The sequence below is a fragment of the Amycolatopsis sp. A133 genome (assembly GCF_031082405.1).
GTDB lineage: Bacteria > Actinomycetota > Actinomycetes > Mycobacteriales > Pseudonocardiaceae > Amycolatopsis.
On the sequence record NZ_JAVHJU010000076.1, the window covers coordinates 277325 to 296234 of the forward strand.

The window sequence follows — 18910 nt, forward strand, 5'->3', positions numbered from 1 at the left end:
GAGCCGCGAACCGATCGGTCCCCACGTCACCGCGAGCCGCACCCCCGCAAACCCTGCCCCCGCCGGCCGAGCCGCCGACCGCGCCGCACCTGCCGGCCGCGCCTTCGCGAGCCGAGCGCCCGCCCCCCGTATCCCCGGGACCCCTGCCCCCGCCGGCAGACCGCGAAGACCGCGCCGCCCCCACTGACCTGATCGCGCCCCAGGCGGCTCCCCGACACCCTCGGCCGGTCGGGCGACAGAAAATCACCGACCGCTTCGCCGCCACACCTGGGGCTGAACCACAGGATCTCGCCCGAGATGTCCCCTACTCCACGTGATCACCAGAGAATGGAACAGCACTCCTACTGGCCGGTTCGGGTGAACCGGCCGCCCACCTCGGTCGCCGCCGGCAGGGTGACGGCGATCACGTCCGGTAATGGCCCAGCGGAACCGCGGAGGCGATGATGCGGTTGCAGCTCGATCTCTTCGGACCGGTCCGCGCCTGGCGCGGCGGCCGGGAGATGGCGCTGGGCTCGGCGCAGCGGCGGGCGCTGCTCGCGGTGCTGGCGCTGAAAGCCAACCAGGTCGTCACCCGGGCGGATCTCATCGACGCCATCTGGGGCGAGAAGGCGCCGGCCAGCGCCAACGGCAGCGTCTACACCTACGTCTCGTCGCTGCGCGCCGCCCTCGATCCCGATCGGCCCGCCGGGGGGTCCGCGGTGCTGACCTCCGGCAGCTCCGGCTACTGCCTGCGGGTGGACGCCGAGTCGATCGACGTGGTCCGCTTCGAGAACCTGCGGGAACGCGCACGGCTGTGCCAGCGCGCGAACGACTTCCCCGGGGCGCGGGCCGCGCTGGACAGCGCGCTCGCCCTGGCCCGGGAAGAACCGCTGGCCGGGCTGCCCGGGCCGTACGCCGCCACGCAGCGCGAGCGGCTGCGGGAGCTGCGGCTCGAGCTCGTCGAGCGGCGGGCCCGGATCGTGCTCGACGAGGGCGGCCACCAGCAGGTGCTCGCCGACCTGCGGCCCTTCACCGCGCAGCACCCGCTGCGGGAAGGGCTGCAGAGCCTCCACCTGCTCGCGCTCTACCGGTGCGGGCACCGTGACGAAGCCCTGCGGCTGTTCGAGCGGCTGCGCGCCGGCACCGTCGACGAGCTCGGCATCGAACCGGGCAGCGAGCTCACCACGCGCTACGAGCAGATCCTGGCCGACGACCCCGCGCTCTGGCGGCAGCTGGCCAACGCGCCGCGCACACCGGCTCCCGCCCCGGCGCCGCGCCCGGCCGGCCGGTCCGGGATCTTCGTCGGCCGCGAGGACGAGCTGGCGCTCCTGCGGTCGGTGACCGACGGCCTCGCCGGGGGGCGGGGCGCCTCGCTGTGGCTCGAAGGCGAGCCCGGTATCGGCAAGTCGGCGCTGGTCGCCGCCGGTCTCGAGGCCGCGTCCGGCTGCACCGTCGCGCTCGCCGGCGCGGACGAGCTGAGCCGGCACACCCCGCTGCAGGTGCTGCTGGACTGCTTCGACGTCACCCCGGCCTCGGCCGACCCCCGCCGCGCTTCGGCGGCCCACGCGCTGCGGCGGCTGTCCCTCGACGACGACCACGACCTGGCCGCCGCGGTGGACGTCGTGACCGGCCTCGTCACGGCGCTGTGCCGTGAGCGCCCGCTCGTCCTCGTGCTCGACGACCTGCAGTGGGCCGATCCGGCCACCCTCGAGGTCTGGGGCCGGCTCGCGCGCGGCTGCGCCCGGCTGCCGCTCGCGCTGGTCGGGGTGTGCCGCCGGGTGGCCGGGCACTCGCGCCTCGACGAGCTGCGCGGCGCGCTGGCGGCCCACGGCACCCGTGTGCACACCCTGGGCCCGCTCCCCGAAGCGGAGGTCCACGACCTCGTCACCGCCCTCACCGGGGCCGCACCCGGGCCGGAACTGCGGGAACTGGCCCGGACCGCGGCCGGCAACCCGCTGTTCCTCCGCGCCGTCGTCGAGGGGCTGGCCGGTGCTGAAGCCCCGGAACCCGCGGTCAGCGAGGCCCGCCCGGCCGTGCCGCCGGCCGCGCTGGACGCCATCAGCCGCCGGCTCGGCTTCCTCTCCGCCGCGGCCTCGGAGGTGCTGCGGTGGGCCGCGCTGCTCGACCGGAGCTTCACCCGCGCCGACCTCGCCGCGGCGCTGGGCCGCCCGGCCGGGGAGTTCGACGACGTCCTGAGCGAGGTCGCGGCGCTCGGCCTCGTCGTCCGGACGCGGGGCAAGCTCGCGTTCCGCCACCCCGTCGTCCGCGAAGCGCTCTACGCCCGGACGCCCGCGGCGTTCCGCCTCGCGCTGCACCGCCAGCTGGCGGAGGCACTGGCCGACGCGGGCGCGCCCGTGGAACGCGTGGCCTTCCAGCTGCTCGCCGCGCCGCTGCCGGTGGACAAGTGGCAGTGCGAGTGGCTGACGCGGGAGGTCTACCGCCTGGCCGCCCGCTCGCCCCTCTCGGCGATGCGGCTGCTGCAGCGGGTCACCGCCGCGAACAGCGTCCCGGCGGCCGCGCGCGACGCCCTCGCGATCGCCACCGCGCGGATCACCCTCTGGCTCGAACGCGATCCGGTCACCGGCGCGAGCGCGCCGGCGGCGCGGACGAAGGACCCGGCCGTAGTCGCCGAGCTGCGCTGGCTGCTCGCCTACGCGCGGCTGGTGTGCGGCAACACCGGGCAGGCGGTGGCGGGCGTCGAGGAAGCCCTGCGCGACCCCCACACCCCGGCTGAGTGGCGCAGCGTCGCCACCGCGCTGCGGTCGCGGGCGCGGGTCGGCTGGTGGCCCGCGTGCACGACCGCCGCGGAGCGGACGGCGGTGGTTCCCGCCCAGCGGGCGCCGTCCGACGACGGCCCGGCGGCCGCCTTCTGGCTGGGTCACTGGGACGCCGCGCTGGCCGAGCTGACCCGGCTGTTGCGGGGCGGGCCGGTGTTCGCGCGGCACACCCTCGGCCGGCCCGGCGCGCTGCGGCAGCTCAGCGGGGTGGCCGCGGTGATCGCCGCCCACCGCGGCCGGCCGGACGACGCCCGGGCGCACCTGATGTCCGTGTGGACCCTGGCCCCCGCCGGTGAACCCGGCGCCGACGGCACGGACTTCACCCTCGCGGCCAACGCGCTGCTCGCCGAGCTGGCGGGCCGGCCGGAACAGGCGTTCGCCCTGCTCGCCGGCCTGCTGGAGGCCGAAGACGGCGTCGCCTGCCCGTGGATGCCCGACCTGGTCCGGCTCGCCGCCGGTCTCGGCGAGCACGACCGGGCGAAGGCGGCGACCCTGCTGTGCGAGCGCACTCCCGGCCGGCAGCTCGCCGCCCTCCGGTGCCGGGCCCTGCTCGACGAAGACCCCCTGGCCGCGCTGGCCGCGGCGGGCCGGTCGCGGCGGGCGGGCGACCGGTTCGGCACCGCGCAGGCGATGGAGGACGCGGCCGCGCTGCTGGCCGCCCACGACGAGCCGGTCAAGGCCGCGGCGGCCCTGCACACCGCGCTGAACGCCTACGAAGAGCTGGGTGCCGTGCTGGACGCCGAACGGGCCGGGCGGCGGGTCCGGCACACACGATCGCGGGTCCGCCGGTGAGCGGGCCGCGCCTGCGGGTCGCGGTGCTGGGCACCCTGCGCGCCTGGCTCGGCGACCGGGAGCTCACGCTCGGGCCGGCCCGGCAGCGGGCCGTCTTCGCCGCCCTGGCGACCCGCGCGGCGACGCGGCCCGCCACCCGGGGTGAGCTGATCCAGGCCGTCTGGGGTGAAGCGGCGCCGGCGAGCGCGGACGGCAGCGTCCACACCTACATTTCCGGGCTGCGCCGCGTCTTGGAGCCGGGCCGGACGCGGTGGTCGACCGACGGTTTGCTGCTGTCGGACGCGACCGGGTACCGCCTCCGGCTCGACCGCGAAGCCCTCGACGCGCACGTGTTCGGTTGCCTGTACGAGAAAGCGCGGTCGCGGTGGTCGGCCGGTGATGCCGACGGCACGATCGAGATCCTGGACCGCGCGCTGGCGCTGTGGAGCGGTGAAGCGCTTTCCGGCGTACCCGGCCCGCACGCCGAGGCGCTGCGCACCAGCCTGACCCGGCAGCGGGTGCTCGCCCGGGAACTGCGCGCCGAAGCGCTCCTCGGCCGCGGGGCGCACGAAGACCTGGTGCCCGAGCTCACCGTGCTCGTCCGGGAACACCCGTTGCGCGAGCCGCTGTGGCGGCTGCTGATGACCGCCCTGCACCGCGGCGGCCGGACCACCGAAGCGCTGGACACCTTCCGCTGCGCCCGCGAGGTCCTGCGGCGCGAGCTGGGCGTCGCACCCGGCCCCGAGCTCACCGAGGCCCACCGGCGGATCCTGACCGACGACCCGGTCGTCGCCCCGCCCTCCCCCGCCGAGCCGCTGCACCGGGTGCTGCCCGGGCAGGTCGCCCACGCCCTCGGCCGCCGGGCGGACCGGGGGGCGGGCTGCCGGGGGCGCGAGCCCGAAATCGCGCGGCTGCGGCAGCTCGCCGACGACGTCGTGGCCGGGCACGGCCGCACCGTGTGGATCGAAGGCGAGCCGGGGATCGGGAAGTCCGAGCTGCTCACCACCGCGCTCGGCGACGTCACCGGCCGCGGCTGCCACGTCGCGTGGGCGGCGGCGAGCGAGCTGGGGCCGTCGGTTCCGCTGCAGGTGCTCACCGAAGGCCTCGGCCTCGGGGCCGGCGACCCGGCGGCGGCCGGTGCGGAGGAAGTGCTCGCGCACGTCGAGCGGCTCTGCGCCACCGCGCCGCTGGTGCTGGTCGTCGACGACCTGCAGTGGGCCGACGAGGCGAGCGTGCTGCTGTGGAACCGGCTGTCCGCGGCCGCGGAACGGCTCCCGCTGCTGCTGGTGGCCGCGTCGCGGCCGGCCGGACGGCGGGAAGACCTCGCCCGGGTGCGCCGCGCGGCCGAGCTGCGCGGCCTGGAAACGCTCACCCTCGGGCCGCTGGCGCCCGCCGACGCCGGGGACCTGATCGAGGACCTCGTCGGGGGCCGGCCCGGCCCCCGGCTGGCCTCACTGATCGGCAAGGCCGCCGGCAATCCCTTGTACCTGCGGGAAGTGACGACGGCGCTGGTGCGCGAAGGCGCGGTCGAGCTCGAGAACGGCGTCGCGGACCTGCGGGAAGGCACGGCGCTGACCGTGCCCGGCTCGCTGCTCGGCGCGGTGGACCGGACGCTGGCGCAGCTGGACGGGCTCACCCGGGAGGCGGTCCGCCGGGCGGCGATGCTGGGCATGGAGTTCGGCCTGGCGCAGGTGGCGGCCACGATGGGCGTACTGCCCTCGGCGCTGCTCGGTGCGTTCGGCGCGGTACTGGACCTGGGGATCGTCGTCGACGCCCGGACGCACCTGGTCTTCCGGCACCCGCTGCTGCGGTGGGCGCTCTACCACGAAATCCCGGCCGCCGAGCGGGCCGCGTGGCACCGCCGGGCGGCCGAGGCGCTGGCCGACACGGGCGCGGGGGTCGAATCCGTCGCCCAGCAGCTGGTGGCGGTGCCGGCGAAGGTGGACGACTGGGTGACCGGCTGGCTGACCGAGCACCACGCGGCCCTCACCGCCCGCGCCCCCTCGATGGCCGCCGTGCTGCTGCGGCGGGTGCTCGACGAGTGCGACCCGGCCGACCCGCGCCGCGAAGTGCTGGTCGCCGCGAACGTCCTCGTGCTGTTCGGGCTGGACCAGGAACCGCTCGAAGCGGCGAAAGAGGCGATGGCGCTGAGCCGCGATCCCGAACGCGCGGCGGAGATGCGGCACATCGCGGCGGTGCTCACCCACCGGCGCGGCGACACCCGCGGAGCCCTCGCGCTGCTCGAGGGCAACGACGCGCCGGGCACGCCACCGCTGTGGCGGGAACGGCGGCGCTCGCTGCTGGCGCACCTCGGCCGCGGCCGCCTCGACGACCTCGGCCGCGCCGCCCGGCAGGCCCGGCGCACCCACCGCGCCGCGCTGTCGGCGGGCGAGCCGTACCCGATCGGCCACGCCCTCCAGACGCTGTGGCTGATCAAGTCGATCGAACGCGACCACGGGGCGGCGCTGCGGTACGTCGAGCGCGCCGTCAAGGCGGTCGAGGGACGGCCCGAGCAGGCGGAGCTGTACTTCGACCTGCTGGACAACCGGATGTTCACCCTGCGCAACCTCGACCGGCTGGCCGAGGCGGAGCAGGCCCTGCACGCCGCCCGGCGCGCGGCCGCGCGCCTTCCGCGGCCGCCCGGGCTGCAGGTGTCCGCGGCCGTCCACGGTTACTGGACCGGTGCTTGGGACGACGCGCTGGCGCAGCTGGACAGCCTGGGCGAAGACGGCCTCGCCACCACGGTCCACGGGCTGCGGGAGCCGCGCAGCGCGGCCCTGCTCCGGCACGGCATCGCCGGGGTCATCCACGGCCGCCGCGGAGACGCCGAGCGCGCGGCCGCGCACGTCCACGCCGTCGAGGACCGCGTCCCGGTCACCGACGTGGAGCACGCGGGCGGCGACTTCCTGCTGGTCGCCCGTTCCCTGCGGGCCGAGCAGCAAGGGGATCCGCAGCGCGCGATCGACGTACTGGCGCCGCTGACGAAGCCGGCTCACGCGCCGATGATGCTGCGCCACCAGTGGCTGCCCCGCCTGGTCCGCCTGGCGCGGGAGCACGACCGGGCCGACGTCGCGGCCGAGGCGCTGGCGGTGTGCCGGGAAGAGGCGGCCAAGGAGGTCGTCCCGGCCCGGGCGGCCGCCGCGGCACGGTGGTGCGAAGCGCTGGTGACGGGCGACCCGGAACCGCTGCTGCGGACGATCACCCGCTACGGCGAGGTGGGCCGCACGGTGGAACGGGCGACGGCGCTGGGCGACGCGGCTGTCCTGCTGGTGGCCGCGGGCCGTGCGGAGGACGCGCGGAAAGCGGCGGCCGAAGCCGTCCGCGGACTGACCGCACTCGGCGCAGCGTGGGACGTGCGGCGGATCAGGACGCGCCTGCGGAATTCCGGCATCACGGCCGAGCCGGCCACCGGCAAGTCGCCCTCGCGCTGACCCCGGGAGTCCGAAAAGGACCGTCGGAAGAATAATTCGACGGTCTACAGTGGACCCGGGAGGGCTAGATCACGCCCGCCCGCATGGCGTAGGCCACCGCGTGCGGCCGGTTGCGCAGGTTCAGGCGGTTGGTCAGGCCGTAGACGGTGTTCTTCACCGTGCGCTCCGAGTAGCACAGTTTGTCCGCGATCTCCGCGGTGTCGCAGCCTTCGGCCATCAGCCGCAGCACGTCCACCTCGCGGGCGGTCAGCCCGGCGGCGCCGACGCCGGGAGCGGGCGGGACCGCGTGCTCGAGCTGCCGCACCGTGTCGAGCAGCCGGCCGAGCAGGTCGGCCGGCAGGAGGCCGCGGCCGGGCACCACCGACAGCACCGCCTCGACGAGGTGCTCCCCCGACGTCCGGGCCCGGGGAAGCACGGCCACCACCCGGCATTCGACGGCGGTCAGGATGTCGTTCTCGCGCACTTCGCCGGCCAGCAGCACCTTCGGCACGCGGGTCTGGGCGCCGTCGCCCCGCAGCTCCGCGACGACCTGCGGGGTCATCCGCTCGGCGTGGACCACCAGGACGTCCCGCTCGGTCAGTTCGCCCGGCTCGACGACGACCAGTTCGGGGCGGGTCCGCAGGAAGCTCGTGAGCCCCGCGTGCATGATCGGGTCGGCTGTCCGCACCGCGACGCGTACCGGTTCCACTGTGCGTCCTCCCTGCCTCGGGTGTCCCCGGGGACAAGCATCCGCGCACCGGCTTCACGATCTCTCAACGCCGGCTCGGGCAACCCCGGGAAATCACCGCGGGCTACGGCCGCAGCAGCAGGCGGAGCAGGTTGCCGTCGTACTCCCGCATCCGCTGCAGCCCCTCGGCGACGCGGGCCAGCGGCAGGATGGCGCTGATCGACGCGGACACGTCGAGGCGGCCGCGGTCCACCAGCTCGACCACGTCCTCCAGGTGCTTGACCCGGTAACCGGTGTGCGCCACGACGGTCTGGTTGTTGCGGGTCAAGGCGAACTCCGGGCCGGCCTCGTCCACGTCGAGCGACGTGCCCACGACGACCAGCCGCCCCCGGTCGCCGAGCACGGCGCGGGCCTGGGCGAAGGAACGGGCCCGGCCGACGAAGTCGAAGGCCACGTCGAGGCCACGGCCCTTGGTGACGCCCCGGATGTAGGACTCCAGCCGCGTGTTGGCCGGGTCGAGCGCGATGTCCGCGCCCCGCCCGAGCGCCAGTTCGCGGGCCGCCGGCCGGGTGTCGAGCGCGATGATCGGCGACGCACCGCACACGCGGGCGAGCTGCACCAGGTGCGTCCCGAGCCCGCCGAGGCCCCAGACACCGACGGCTTCGGCCGGACGCAGCCGGGCGGTGTCGATCGCCCCGTACGGGGTGGACACCGCGCCGGAAAGCACCGTGGCCTGCTCCAGCGGGATGGAGTCGGGCACGGGAACCAGCGACGTCTCGGACGTGACGGCGTACTCCGCCCACGCCCCGTCGTGGTGGATCGCCATCATCCGCAGGTCGGTGCAGCCGTCGGAACCGGCCCCGACCCGGCAGGCGGCACACTCGCCGCACTGGCGGCCCGCGGCCATGACAACGCGGTCGCCCGGGGCCCAGCGCTGCACGCGCGCTCCGACGGCCGCGACCACACCGGCCGCTTCGTGCCCGGGTGTGTAGACCGGCAACCGGGGCTCGATCTCACCGTCGATGCGGCGCACGTCGGACTTGCAGATGCCGCAGGCCGCGACCTTGACCACCACTTCGTCGACGTCCGCCGCCGGGGTCGGCACCTCGTCGAGCCGCAGCGTGCCGGCCGCCCGGTCGAACCGGATCGCCCGCATCGTCGCGGGTAGCCGGCCCGCCGTCGTCGCCATGCCGCGGCTCACCCGTGCGAGCGGGAGCGCCCCGCCGGAGCCCGGCGCCGGTCAGGAAGTCGCATCTCCACCGCTCCCCAGTCGCGCTCGTCGGACGGGCCGCGCCCACCCTGCCGCACGGGCGCACCCCGATTCCGGAGCCAGCGTACGAGCCTCCCGCGCCGGGCGGTAGCGGCCGCGCGGCCCGGGCTGTCGCTTCAGCTAACGAGGCTGCCCGAAAGTACCGGGCCGGGCGTCGTACTCGGCGAACGGGACCGCCTCGGCCAGCGCGAAGTCCCGGTAGGCCCGGAACCGCGCGACATCGGCGTGCACGAGCGGTTGCCGGTCGAGCACCCGCCCGTCCTCCGGGGCGTGCAGCAGCTTGATCACGACTTCGTCGTCGAGGAGGACGAAGTCGTGCTCGGGCAACCCGCCGGCCGGGACCGCCGAGGCGTCGAGGACGCGGATGTCCTCCCCGGCTTCGGCGAACCGGCGGTAGTAGGCGAAGGCGAACCGCAGGTAGTCCGACACCGGCGGGACGACCACCTGGACCCGCTGCAGCACGCGGCCGCCCGAGAGCTGCTGCCGCTGCCGGACCAGCCGGGGGTCGTCGGCCGGGATCTCGCAGGCGCCGATCTCCCGGAACCGCGCGAACGCGGCGCGCTCGGCCCGGATCCGGTAGGTCTGGTGCACCTGGAGGCGGAAACTGGTGCGCTTGAACGACATCAGGTCCAGGTACTCGGTGGACGACGACACGTCGGTGCCGGCCTCGTGGGTTCCGTGCTGCATCGGTTTCCTCCGGGGTGGGTCGAAGGCGGGCGCCGGCTCCCGCCTTCCTTTCCCCGATCGTGGCAGCGCCGCACCCGCGCGCAGAAGGGCCGGACGGGCCAAGCGGGCCGAGCATCGGGCAAACCTCGGTACCGTCCACAAGGGACCAGTGGCTCGGTCGGCCAAGGGTGCGGCCCGGAAGTCGGCTCCCGGGCCGCGGTGATCACCCGGCGTCGAGAGCGTCTTCGGCGTCCAAGGCGGTGAGGAACGCCTGCGCCGCAGCGGCTTCTTCGGCGTCGAGGCGGACGAACGCCTCCAGCGCGCGCCTCGCGTGCTGCCGGGCCTCGGGGTAGCGGCCGTCCCGCCGGTGCAGTTCCGCCACGCCGAAGCTGGCCAGGGCTTCGTGGTAGCGGTTGCCCAGCCGCGCGCAGAGTTCCAGGGCCGCTTCGTAGTCGCGCAGCGCGGCCGCCGGGTCGCCCAGGTCGCGGTGCGCGTGCCCGACGTTGATCAGCAGGTTGACTTCCAACAGCTCGTTCTTCGCCGCGCGCGCCGCCGTCAGTCCCGCCGTGCCGCACTCCAGGGCTTCCGCCGGGCGCCCCGCCTCGACGTACAGCTCGCACAGCGCGTCGAGCGCACCCGCGTCCTCGTAGTGCCCGCCCACTTCGTCGGCCAGCTGCACGGCTTCGCGCGCGTAGGTGATCCCCCGCTCGTAGTGCTTCATCTCCCGCAACGTCGAAGCCAAGTTGACCAGGAAGCGGATCCGGAAGTGGTGGTCACCCGTTTCCCGGGTCACTTCCAGGGCGTGCTCCAGGTGCCGCACGGCGACGTCGTTGCGGCCCAGCCGGGAATTCGCGATGCCGATCTGGTTCAGCACCTGCAGCTGCGGCGCGAGGTCGTCCTGCTGCTGCGCGGAGTGGTAGGCGACGTCGAGGATGTCCACCCACTCGGTGAGCAGGCCGGCCGAGTAGTAGTAGTTGTACATGTACCAGGGCATCTGCCAGGCGACCGCGTGGTCGCCCAGCTCCGCCGCGCACCTCGTCAGCGCCCGGATGTTCGCCGCTTCGACGTGGCACCAGGCGAAGGCGTCGTCGCTGGTGGCGAAGTCCGGGACCTCGTACGGTGTCGGGGGCAGGCCGGTCTCGAACAGCGAGTCGACCGGCATGATGCGGCGGTAGGCCGCCCGCAGGGCGTAGAGGTACCAGTGGATCAGGCGGCGCAGCGCCGCGGTGCGGTCCTCGGGGCTCTCTTGCTGCTCGGCCAGTTCCGCGGCGTAGACGCTCACGAGGTCGTGGAAGCCGAAGCGGTCACCGGCGCGTTCCAGCAGGTTCTGCTCGTGCAGCCGGTCGAGCAGCCCGCTCGCGGCGGCGGCCCGGCTGTCGATCAGGGCGGCGGTGGCCCGGGCACCGATGGTCTGGCTGGGCAGGGTCCCCAGGTACCGGAACGCGCGGGCGACTTCGGGGTCGAGTGAGTGGTAGGACCACGAGAACACCGCCCGCACCGACGACATCTCGTCGTCACCGGCCTCGAGGGTGTCGAGCCGGTCCTGCTCGGCGGTCAGGTTGGCGACCAGATCGCGCAGGCTCGTCCCGGCATTCGCGGAAATCTTCTCCGCGGCGATCCGCAACGCCAGCGGCAGATAACCGCACAACCGCGCCAGCTGCGCCGCCGCGCCGGGCTCGCCGTCGATGCGCGCCCGCCCCACCGACGCGCGCAGCAGGTCCAGGGCTTCGTCTTCGGTCAGCACCCCGAGGTTGAGGCGGTGGGCGCCGTCCCGGACGACCAGGCCGCTGAGCCGGTTGCGGCTGGTGATCAGGACCAGGCTGTTCGAGGGGCCGGGCAGCAGTTCCCGCACCTGTTCGGTGGATTCGGCGTTGTCGAGCAGGATCAGCATGCGCTTGTCCGACAGCAGGGTGCGGTAGATCGCCACCTGCGCGTCGTGGTCCTCGCGCTGGCCGCCCGCCCCGAGCGACCACAGCAGCTGGCTGAGCGCCTCGGTCGCCGAGAGCGGTGGCCGGATCGGGTCGAACCCGCGCAGGTTCAGGTACAGCTGCCCGTCCGGGTATTCGCCGGCGATCCGGCGCGCGAACCGCACCGCCAGGGCCGTCTTGCCGACGCCCCCGACGCCGTCCACCGCCGAGATGACCAGCGCCCCGGAGCCCTGCCCGACCGTCGCTCGCCACCGGTTCAGCTGCGCGAGCTCGTCGGCCCGGCCGACGAAGTCGAGGATTTCGTGCGGCAGCTGCGCCGGCATCGACGCGACCGCCGGCGCGGCCGGCGCCGCGGTGGGAGCGTCGAGCCCCGGGTCCGCACGCAACACCCGCGCCTGCAATTCGGTCAGCTCCGGCCCCGGATCCAGGCCCAGCTCCGCCACGAACAACCGCCGCGTCGCCTCGAACTCCGCCAACGCGTCCGCCCGCCGCCCACCGCGATAAAGCGCCAGCATCAACAGCGCCCGCAACCGCTCACGGAACGGCTCCGCCTGCACCGCCTCGCCCAGCTCGCCGATGGCTTCGCGGTGGCGGCCCAGTTCCAGCAGCAGCTCCGCCCGCTCTTCCACGAGCTGGAACCGCAGCTCCGTCAACCGCACCCGCTCGGCTTCCGCCAGCGGTCCGGGCACGCCGGACAGCGGGACCCCGCGCCACAGCCGCAGGCACTCTTCCAGCGCCTCGGCCGCCGCCGCGGCATTTCCGGCCGCGGCCAGTTCCCGGGCCCGCCGCGCGTGCGAGTCGGCCGCCACCGCGTCGACGGCGTCCGGTGCGAGCGCGAGCCGGTAGCCCGGCCCCGTCCGCGTCAGCACGTCGCCGGCCGCGACCAGCACCCGGCGCAGCCCGTGGATGTAGGTGTGCACGCTGCCCTCGACCGACGCCGGGGGCGTCTCGCCCCACACGCCGTCGATCAGCTCGGCGCGCGAGACCGTCTCACCGGCCCGCAACGCCAGGATCGCCAGCACCGCCCGCTGCCGCGGCGGCCCGACGACGACTTCCCCGTCCGCCACGCGAACCCGCAGCTCACCCAGCAGATCGACCCGCACCGCGCTTTCAGGGCCGGTCACGCCGCTTCAACCTCCACCCGATCCCCAGACGGGGATTCCCGGACCACCACCTTAACAAGGCGGTGCACGGCCCGGTCCGGCCGACGCTTCCGGCGCGGCGGCGGGGGAAGCGCCGAGCTCGCCGGTCACCCGGACGGACGAAGGGGGCGGCGCTCAGGCTCCCGACGTGGTCCAGACCGGTTCGTCGGCTGCGGACGGCCGCAGCGCGTCCAGCGCCCGCCCGAGCAGGACCGTGTCCAGGGGCGGCGGCGGCCCCTCGGCGTCGCGCAGGTGCCGGAGCAGGCCGGGCTCGGGCGCGAGGTGGTGGTGGCGGAGGTAGTAGGTGACCGTGTCGGTCCACACCCAGTGGCCGTCGGTGCGGAAGTTCATCGGCACGACCGAGCCCTGCTCCGGGTCGACGACGTCGGCCATCGTGCCGGTGGTGACGAGGAGTTCCGTGCCCGCATCGAGGTAGCCGACGAGCGACGCGCGCTCGCCGGCGTCGGTGATCTTGACGTGGTCCGGCGAAAACCGCGGCCCCGCTTGGGGATCGACCTCGTCGAAGACCCGGGCGACGCCGACCTCCACGTCCTCGTGGGGCGACCACAGCAGCTTCCCGCCCTGCTGCGCGGCCCGCTGGTACCGGGGCCGGACGCCGTGCATCGACACGACCTCGACCTGCGGGTCCCGCTCCCCCGCCGCGGTCAGCGTTTCCTGGAAGCGCCCGGCCAGCTCGGCGGGTTCGGCGGCGGCGTCGTCGGCGTCGTCGACCTCCGCCACGTAGACCACCCGGGGCTCCGGGTGGGGCACGTCCCCGGCGGGCCGGCGCACCGCGCTCCAGAACCCCCGGATCCCGGGCACCGCCGTCACCTCGGCGAGCAGGTCCTGCTCCGCGAGCGCGGCGATCAGCATCGCGCTGTCGGCGCCGTCATCGCCGTCATTGCCGTCCGCCGTCCCCCAGTCCGGCGAAAACCGCCACAGCAGCGGCGGATTCTCGGCGATGAGCTCCATCGCGTCCAGGACGGCCGGATCGGCACCTTCGGATTCCAGCAGCTCGGCCAGCGCGTCGAGGTCGTCTTCGTCCAGGGGCAGCACCGTGCGCCGCGCGGCGAAGGCCAGCAGCTGGGCCACCTCGGCACACCGGTCGGCGGCGAGCGCGCCGCGAGCACGGGTGAGCGTGTCGTCCGGCAGCCAGCCGGCCACCCGGAGCAGGATCTCGTGCAGCTGCGGGGTAAAGGGGTGGCTCATCCATCGCTCCCTGGGGTTCGCCGGCCTACCGGCCCATTTTCACCACGCGCACCCGCTCCCGCCCCGGCCGGGGACGATGACTGCCCGAAGACGCAGGCTTCGCTGGCTTAACTTCCCCAAGCCCGCTCACCAGGTGTGCGCGTCACCTCCGCCTGCTCACGATCGCCGGCGCAGCACCCAGAAGCCGCCCCCACGGGCGACCAGGTCGTAGCCGGCGCCGGGGTGAGGCTGCGCCGCTCACCGGAATCCCCGCCACGGTGATCATCACCGAAGCCGACGCGCTCTGCCCGCCGCGACGGCAACACCAGCTCGCCGGCCGACTCGATGCGAAGACCGTCCCTCAGCCCGGTCGGTCCTCGAACCGGTTGCATCGGTTTGTCATCGGTTTGTCCTCGGTTTGCCGGGGTAGTCGAAGATCCAGCTGCCCGACTCCGATGCGAAGGAAGTGCCCGATGCCCGCGTTGACCCGCGTACTCGGAGCGGCGACCGCCGCCTACAGCGCGACCATCATCGCCGCCCCGAAGGTCTTGGCGAAGCCGTGCGGCCTGACCACTCCGGCCGGGGAGGTCACCCGGGACGTCCGGACGTTGATCGGCGGCATCGGCGCCCGCGACGCCGCTATCGGCCTGGCCATGATGTTCGCCCCGCCCGGCCGGCCCCTGCACGTGGCCCTCGCCGCGCGGGTGGCCTCGGACACCGCGGACGCCCTCGTCTTCGGCACCGGCCTGCCCGACCGCTCGGCCCGGAAGAAGGTCGCGGTGTTCGCCGCGGCGTGGGCAGCGCTCTGTGCCGCCTCCGCCCTTCTTCCCTGACCCGTGTCTCGCCGCGCGCCTGAGTCACTGCAGGCGCGTCGCCCGCGAAGCCGTGCGGGCGCGGAGCCCACGAATCCCCGCGCCCGCACGGCGAACCCGCACCGACCCCGCACCGACGTCGCCGCGGCCCAGGAGGTACTCCCTTGCTCACCGCCGCTCGCCGCACCCCGGCCCCGCGTCCCGCGGTCACCGGCCGGAGCTCCGCCCAGCCACCGGTGGTGCGCACGGTCCCCGTCGCCCGCGCACTATTGGGCCGGATCCTGATCGGAGCGTCATGCGCAGTCGCCTGAAACCCCGGCGTGCCCGGGCCGCGACCGGGCGGGTCGTGCTGATCGTCGGCGCCACCAGCGGGATCGGGTTGGCCACGGCGGTCGCGTTCGCGGGCCGGGCCGACAAGCTCGTCCTCGTCTCACGCAGCGCCGAAGCGCTCGATGCCGCCGAAACGGCCTGCCGACGTGCGGGAGCCGCCGAAGTGGACACCCTGGCCGCAGACATCGCCGCCCCCGAGGCGGCCGCCCGGCTCGTCGCGCGGACCGTGGCGCGGCACGGCCGGATCGACGTCGTCGTGCACACCGCGGCGGTGATGGGCTACGGCAGTGTGGAGGCGATGCCGGCCGAGGTGTTCACCGCGGTCGTCGACACCGCCGTCCACGGCACCGTCCACCTGGCCCGCGCGGTTCTCCCGGTCATGCGCAGCCGGCACGCGGGCACGTTCATCGGCGTCAACTCGCTGCTGGGGTCGATCACCGTTCCGCAGATGGGCGCCTACGCGGTGTCGAAGTGGGGCCAGCGAGCCGTGCTGCGCACCCTGCAGCAGGAAACGCGGGACGAGCCCGGGGTGTCGGTCTGCATCGTCAGCCCCGGCAGCATCAACACCCCCATCTACTACCAGGCGGCCAACTACACCGGACACGCCGTCCGGCCCCCGAGGCCGGTCCTCGCCCCGGAACGGGTGGCCGCCGCGATCACGCGGCTCGCCGACCGGCCCCGCCGGCACGTGTCGGTGCCGGTCGGCCCGGGCAACCCGCTGGTCATCACCGGATTCCGGCTCCTGCCCCGGCTCTACGACCGGCTGGTCGGTCCCCTGCTGCAGCTGGCCGTGCTCACCCCCGGACGGTGGCGGCGCACCCCCGGAACCGTGCACCACCCGGCGCCCGTTCGAGAACGCATCCACGGCCGCTGGCCGGCCCCTCCCGAGGAACAGGTGCTGACAATGCCGACCGACCCCGCCACCGACACCCCGGCGGCGCGCTCATGACCGCGCCCGGACCGGAACCCGACGACGTACCCGGCCTGGAGCCCGGCGGTTCGGTCACCCCCGGCGACACCTCGCCCGACGCCGGTCAGACCTCCGGCCTGTCGCACCCCCAGCCGATGCCGTCGAGGAAGGGACCCGTGCTCGCGCTCGTCGTCATCGGGATCATGGTGGCCGGGATGGCCGCGTTCTTCCTGCTGCGGGCCTTCGACTTCCTGGACTGACCCCGGATCGAGCCGATTCAGCCCGCCTGACCGGGTCACCGCCAGGGCAGGACCTTCCCGTCCCGGACCAGTTCGCCGTACTGGGCCGGATCGACGGGGCGGAACACGAGGTCCAGCAGTGCCTGCGCCGCCCAGGCGGGGCTCGGCGCGGCGCGCACGTCCCACCACAGCGCCGACGTCGGGGTGTTCATCATCCCGGGACAGACGGCGGCGAGCAGGATCCCGCGGGCCAGGTCGTCGTCACGGCGGGGACCGGCGAGGGCGCGCACGGCCGCGACCTGGGCGATCTTGGACGGGATGTTGACGAAGCCCGGCCAGTCGCCGCCACGGGCGCTGCCGTCCTTCACCGCGTCGCGCCAGGCCGCGACCTGCTTGTCCACCTCGGCCAAGGACGACAGCCCGTCGAACCGGTCGTGCAGGGCGGGGGCCAGGTGGTTCAACGTGCCGAAGGAGCTGGCCACGACGAGGAACCGGCCGTTGTCGCGCAGCAGCGGGGCGAAAGCCCGCAGCAGGCGGGTGGTGCCGAAGTTGTTGACCTCGGCGTAGTCCTCGACGATCGCCCGGGGGTCGTCGTCCGGCCCGACGCGCATGACGGCGTTGCCGAACACGATGTCGACGCCGCCGTGCCGCTCCGCCACCCGCGCCGCGAGACGGCCGGCACCGTCGGGTTCGGCGACGTCGAGAACCTCACCGCGGACCCGGGCACCCCCGGCGGGCAGAGCTTCGACGGCCCGGGCGACGCGGCCCGCGTCGCGACCGGTGAGGTAAACGGTGTCCTCGGCAGACATTCTCCGGGCGAGCCCTTCGACCAGGGCGAGGCCCAGGCCGTGGGTGGCGCCGGTGACGAGGGCGGCTTTGCCGGTCATGCGATTCCTTTCGCGGACAGGGTTCCGATCGGTTCACGACTGCACGCTAGAGCCACCTCCGCCATGCGAACAGCGAAAGAAACTCATCCCTGGTATGCGTTGGAGTCATGGCCTTCTCCGATGCGTCGCTCACCGCGCTCAGGGTGTTCCGCGAAGTGGCCGAGCGCGGCACGCTCACCGCGGCGGCCACAGCGCTCGGCTACACCCAGTCCGCGGTCTCGCGGCAGATCGCGTCCCTGGAACGCGCGGCGGGCACGTTGTTGCTCGAACGGCGCCACGACGGGGTCCGGCTCACCCCGGCCGGGCAGATCGTGGTGCGCCGCGCCGCCGGCGTCCTCGACCAGCTCGACGCCACCGCCCGCGAACTCGCCGGGCTGCCCGGCGAAGCGGGCACCGTCCGGCTGGGCTGGTTTCCCACCGCCGGAGCCGACCTGCTCCCCCGCGCCCTGGCCGCCCTGCGGCGCACCCACCCGGCCATCACCGTGCTCAGCCGCGAAGGCCGCACTCCGGCCCTGATCCGCGCTCTGCGCGCCGGGACGGTCGACCTCGCGCTGCTGGCCTCGGCCCCGCCGTTCCGGCCGCCCGACACCGAAACCCCCGCGCTGACGCTGCACACCCTCGCCGAGCGCAGCCTGCACGTCGCCGTGCCTGCGAACCACCCGCTCGCCCGCCGTGAGTACATCGACGTGGCCGACCTGCGCGGGCAGCGCTGGATCGCCGACTCGGGCGACGACCGGGCCATGGGCGTGTGGCCCGGGCTCGACGAGCGGCCCGAGATCGCCCACACCGCCCGCGACTGGCTGGCCAAGCTGCACCTCGTGGCGGCCGGCTGCGGCATCACGACGGTGCCCGGCGCACTCGAACCCGTCGTCCCGCCCGGGGTGCGGGTGCTGGCGGTCCGCGGCGGCCCGGGCGAGCAACGCCGCATCCTGCTCGCCCACCTCCCGCGGCCCCTTCCGGAACCGGCCGCCCGCGTCGCCGCGGCGCTGCGCACCGCCGCCCTCGAACCGGGCACCCGGCCGTAGGGTCGGGTCAGCCTCTCGCTCTACGGCGGCTGCTCACCACGCCAGCCGGAAGACGGGCCAGCCGATCTCGGTCCGCCAGGTCGCCGGATCCGGGTCGTCGCGCGGGCCGGCGAGGTACGCCTCGTGGACCGGACCGTCCACGGTGAGGGCGTGGTCGACCACCCAGGCACCGAGCCTGCCGTAGGTGACGTCGATGTCGTCATGGGATCCGGAATGGACGACGACGGCGAGCTCGGCGGCCGGCAGCTCCACGGGCCGCACCCGTCCCCCGGGCGGGCGGGTCGGCGACCGGCCGGTAGACCAGGACGGCACCCCGGCCGCCGGTGAACAGCTCGTTGGCGTAGCGGCCCCCCGGCGGCCCCAGCGGCGGCAGACCGGCGACCGCGGCGTCGAGTTCGGCCATCGCCTCGCCGTACCGGGCCAGCACGTCGTCGTGGTCGACCACACCCTCGACCGCGGCGACCGTCTTCGCGGCCACCGCGCGGAGCTCGACGTCCAAGCCGTCGTCGCCGGGACGCAGCACCCGCCGCAGCGAAACCACCGCGGCCCGGGTCCGGTCCAGTTCCTCTTCCAGCCGCCGCAGGTGCCCCCCGGCCAGGTCCGCGCGCTCCGCCGCGTCCTCGGTCGCGAGGATCTTGGCCACGTCGTTCAGTGGCACGCCCAGCTCCCGCAACCGGTGGATGACCTGGGCGGCCGGTATCTGGTCGGCGGTGTAGTACCGGTAGCCGCTGGCGGGGTCGACCGACGCGGGTTCCAGCAGCCCGGACTCGTGGTAGCGGCGCAGGGTCCGCACGCTCAGGTGCGTCAGCTGCGCGAACTCGCCGATCGTCAATCCACGGAACACCCCTCCACTGTGCACCGCCTTGACCCTCTCCCCGGGAGAGGGCC

Annotated in this window: 14 protein-coding genes; 6 read left to right on the forward strand and 8 right to left on the reverse strand. The window is 74.8% G+C overall.

Features of this window, described 5'->3' with window-relative positions; translation table 11 throughout:
• The first annotated feature begins 443 nt into the window (after positions 1 to 443).
• Both Q5425_RS44890 and Q5425_RS44895 read left to right on the forward strand, forming a co-directional pair.
• Positions 444 to 3548 carry a BTAD domain-containing putative transcriptional regulator gene (locus Q5425_RS44890; protein ID WP_308678574.1) on the forward strand — a complete coding sequence of 1035 codons (3105 nt, stop codon included), beginning with the start codon at positions 444 to 446 and terminating at the stop codon, positions 3546 to 3548.
• A complete protein-coding gene (locus Q5425_RS44895; protein WP_308678575.1) occupies positions 3545 to 6958 on the forward strand; it encodes a BTAD domain-containing putative transcriptional regulator in 3414 nt (1137 codons plus the stop codon). The genes Q5425_RS44890 and Q5425_RS44895 overlap by 4 nt, the downstream gene beginning before the upstream one ends.
• 64 nt (positions 6959 to 7022) lie before the next feature.
• On the opposite strand, the gene Q5425_RS44900 is transcribed toward Q5425_RS44895, so the two are convergent.
• From Q5425_RS44900 to Q5425_RS44920, 5 genes are all read right to left on the reverse strand, one after another.
• Positions 7023 to 7646, reverse strand: coding sequence for a response regulator transcription factor (locus Q5425_RS44900; RefSeq protein ID WP_308678576.1), 624 nt, complete (start codon positions 7644 to 7646; stop codon positions 7023 to 7025).
• A gap of 103 nt (positions 7647 to 7749) precedes the next feature.
• On the reverse strand, positions 7750 to 8814 hold the full coding sequence (locus tag Q5425_RS44905) for an alcohol dehydrogenase catalytic domain-containing protein (protein ID WP_308678577.1): 1065 nt from the start codon (positions 8812 to 8814) through the stop codon (positions 7750 to 7752).
• 201 nt (positions 8815 to 9015) lie between these two features.
• On the reverse strand, positions 9016 to 9582 hold the full coding sequence (locus Q5425_RS44910) for a DUF6879 family protein (protein ID WP_308678578.1): 567 nt from the start codon (positions 9580 to 9582) through the stop codon (positions 9016 to 9018).
• Positions 9583 to 9784: 202 nt separating this feature from the next.
• Positions 9785 to 12613 carry a BTAD domain-containing putative transcriptional regulator gene (locus Q5425_RS44915; RefSeq protein WP_308678579.1) on the reverse strand — a complete coding sequence of 943 codons (2829 nt, stop codon included), beginning with the start codon at positions 12611 to 12613 and terminating at the stop codon, positions 9785 to 9787.
• A 153-nt stretch (positions 12614 to 12766) separates the two neighbouring features.
• Positions 12767 to 13840, reverse strand: coding sequence for a hypothetical protein (locus Q5425_RS44920; RefSeq protein ID WP_308678580.1), 1074 nt, complete (start codon positions 13838 to 13840; stop codon positions 12767 to 12769).
• Positions 13841 to 14292: 452 nt separating this feature from the next.
• Between Q5425_RS44920 and Q5425_RS44925 the strand changes: the two genes are divergently transcribed.
• From Q5425_RS44925 to Q5425_RS44935, 3 genes are all read left to right on the forward strand, one after another.
• Entirely contained in the window at positions 14293 to 14652 is a 360-nt protein-coding gene (locus Q5425_RS44925) for a hypothetical protein (RefSeq protein WP_308678582.1), read from the forward strand.
• A gap of 274 nt (positions 14653 to 14926) precedes the next feature.
• A complete protein-coding gene (locus Q5425_RS44930; protein WP_308678583.1) occupies positions 14927 to 15910 on the forward strand; it encodes an SDR family NAD(P)-dependent oxidoreductase in 984 nt (327 codons plus the stop codon).
• Complete coding sequence (locus Q5425_RS44935; protein ID WP_308678584.1) at positions 15907 to 16131, forward strand: DUF6480 family protein; 225 nt, start codon at positions 15907 to 15909, stop codon at positions 16129 to 16131. Before Q5425_RS44930 ends, Q5425_RS44935 begins: the two co-directional genes overlap by 4 nt.
• 35 nt (positions 16132 to 16166) lie before the next feature.
• On the opposite strand, the gene Q5425_RS44940 is transcribed toward Q5425_RS44935, so the two are convergent.
• The gene (locus tag Q5425_RS44940; protein ID WP_308678585.1) at positions 16167 to 16997 is read right to left on the reverse strand and encodes an SDR family NAD(P)-dependent oxidoreductase; all 831 of its coding nucleotides are present in this window, start codon (positions 16995 to 16997) and stop codon (positions 16167 to 16169) included.
• A 107-nt stretch (positions 16998 to 17104) separates the two neighbouring features.
• Between Q5425_RS44940 and Q5425_RS44945 the strand changes: the two genes are divergently transcribed.
• A complete protein-coding gene (locus Q5425_RS44945; protein ID WP_308678586.1) occupies positions 17105 to 18022 on the forward strand; it encodes a LysR family transcriptional regulator in 918 nt (305 codons plus the stop codon).
• A gap of 33 nt (positions 18023 to 18055) precedes the next feature.
• Here Q5425_RS44945 and Q5425_RS44950 read toward each other — a convergent pair whose 3' ends face one another.
• Positions 18056 to 18274 carry a GyrI-like domain-containing protein gene (locus Q5425_RS44950; RefSeq protein ID WP_308678587.1) on the reverse strand — a complete coding sequence of 73 codons (219 nt, stop codon included), beginning with the start codon at positions 18272 to 18274 and terminating at the stop codon, positions 18056 to 18058.
• Positions 18222 to 18866: a helix-turn-helix domain-containing protein gene (locus Q5425_RS44955; protein ID WP_308678588.1), complete on the reverse strand. Its 645-nt coding sequence runs from the start codon at positions 18864 to 18866 to the stop codon at positions 18222 to 18224. The genes Q5425_RS44950 and Q5425_RS44955 overlap by 53 nt, the downstream gene beginning before the upstream one ends.
• Between the last annotated feature and the right edge of the window lie 44 nt (positions 18867 to 18910).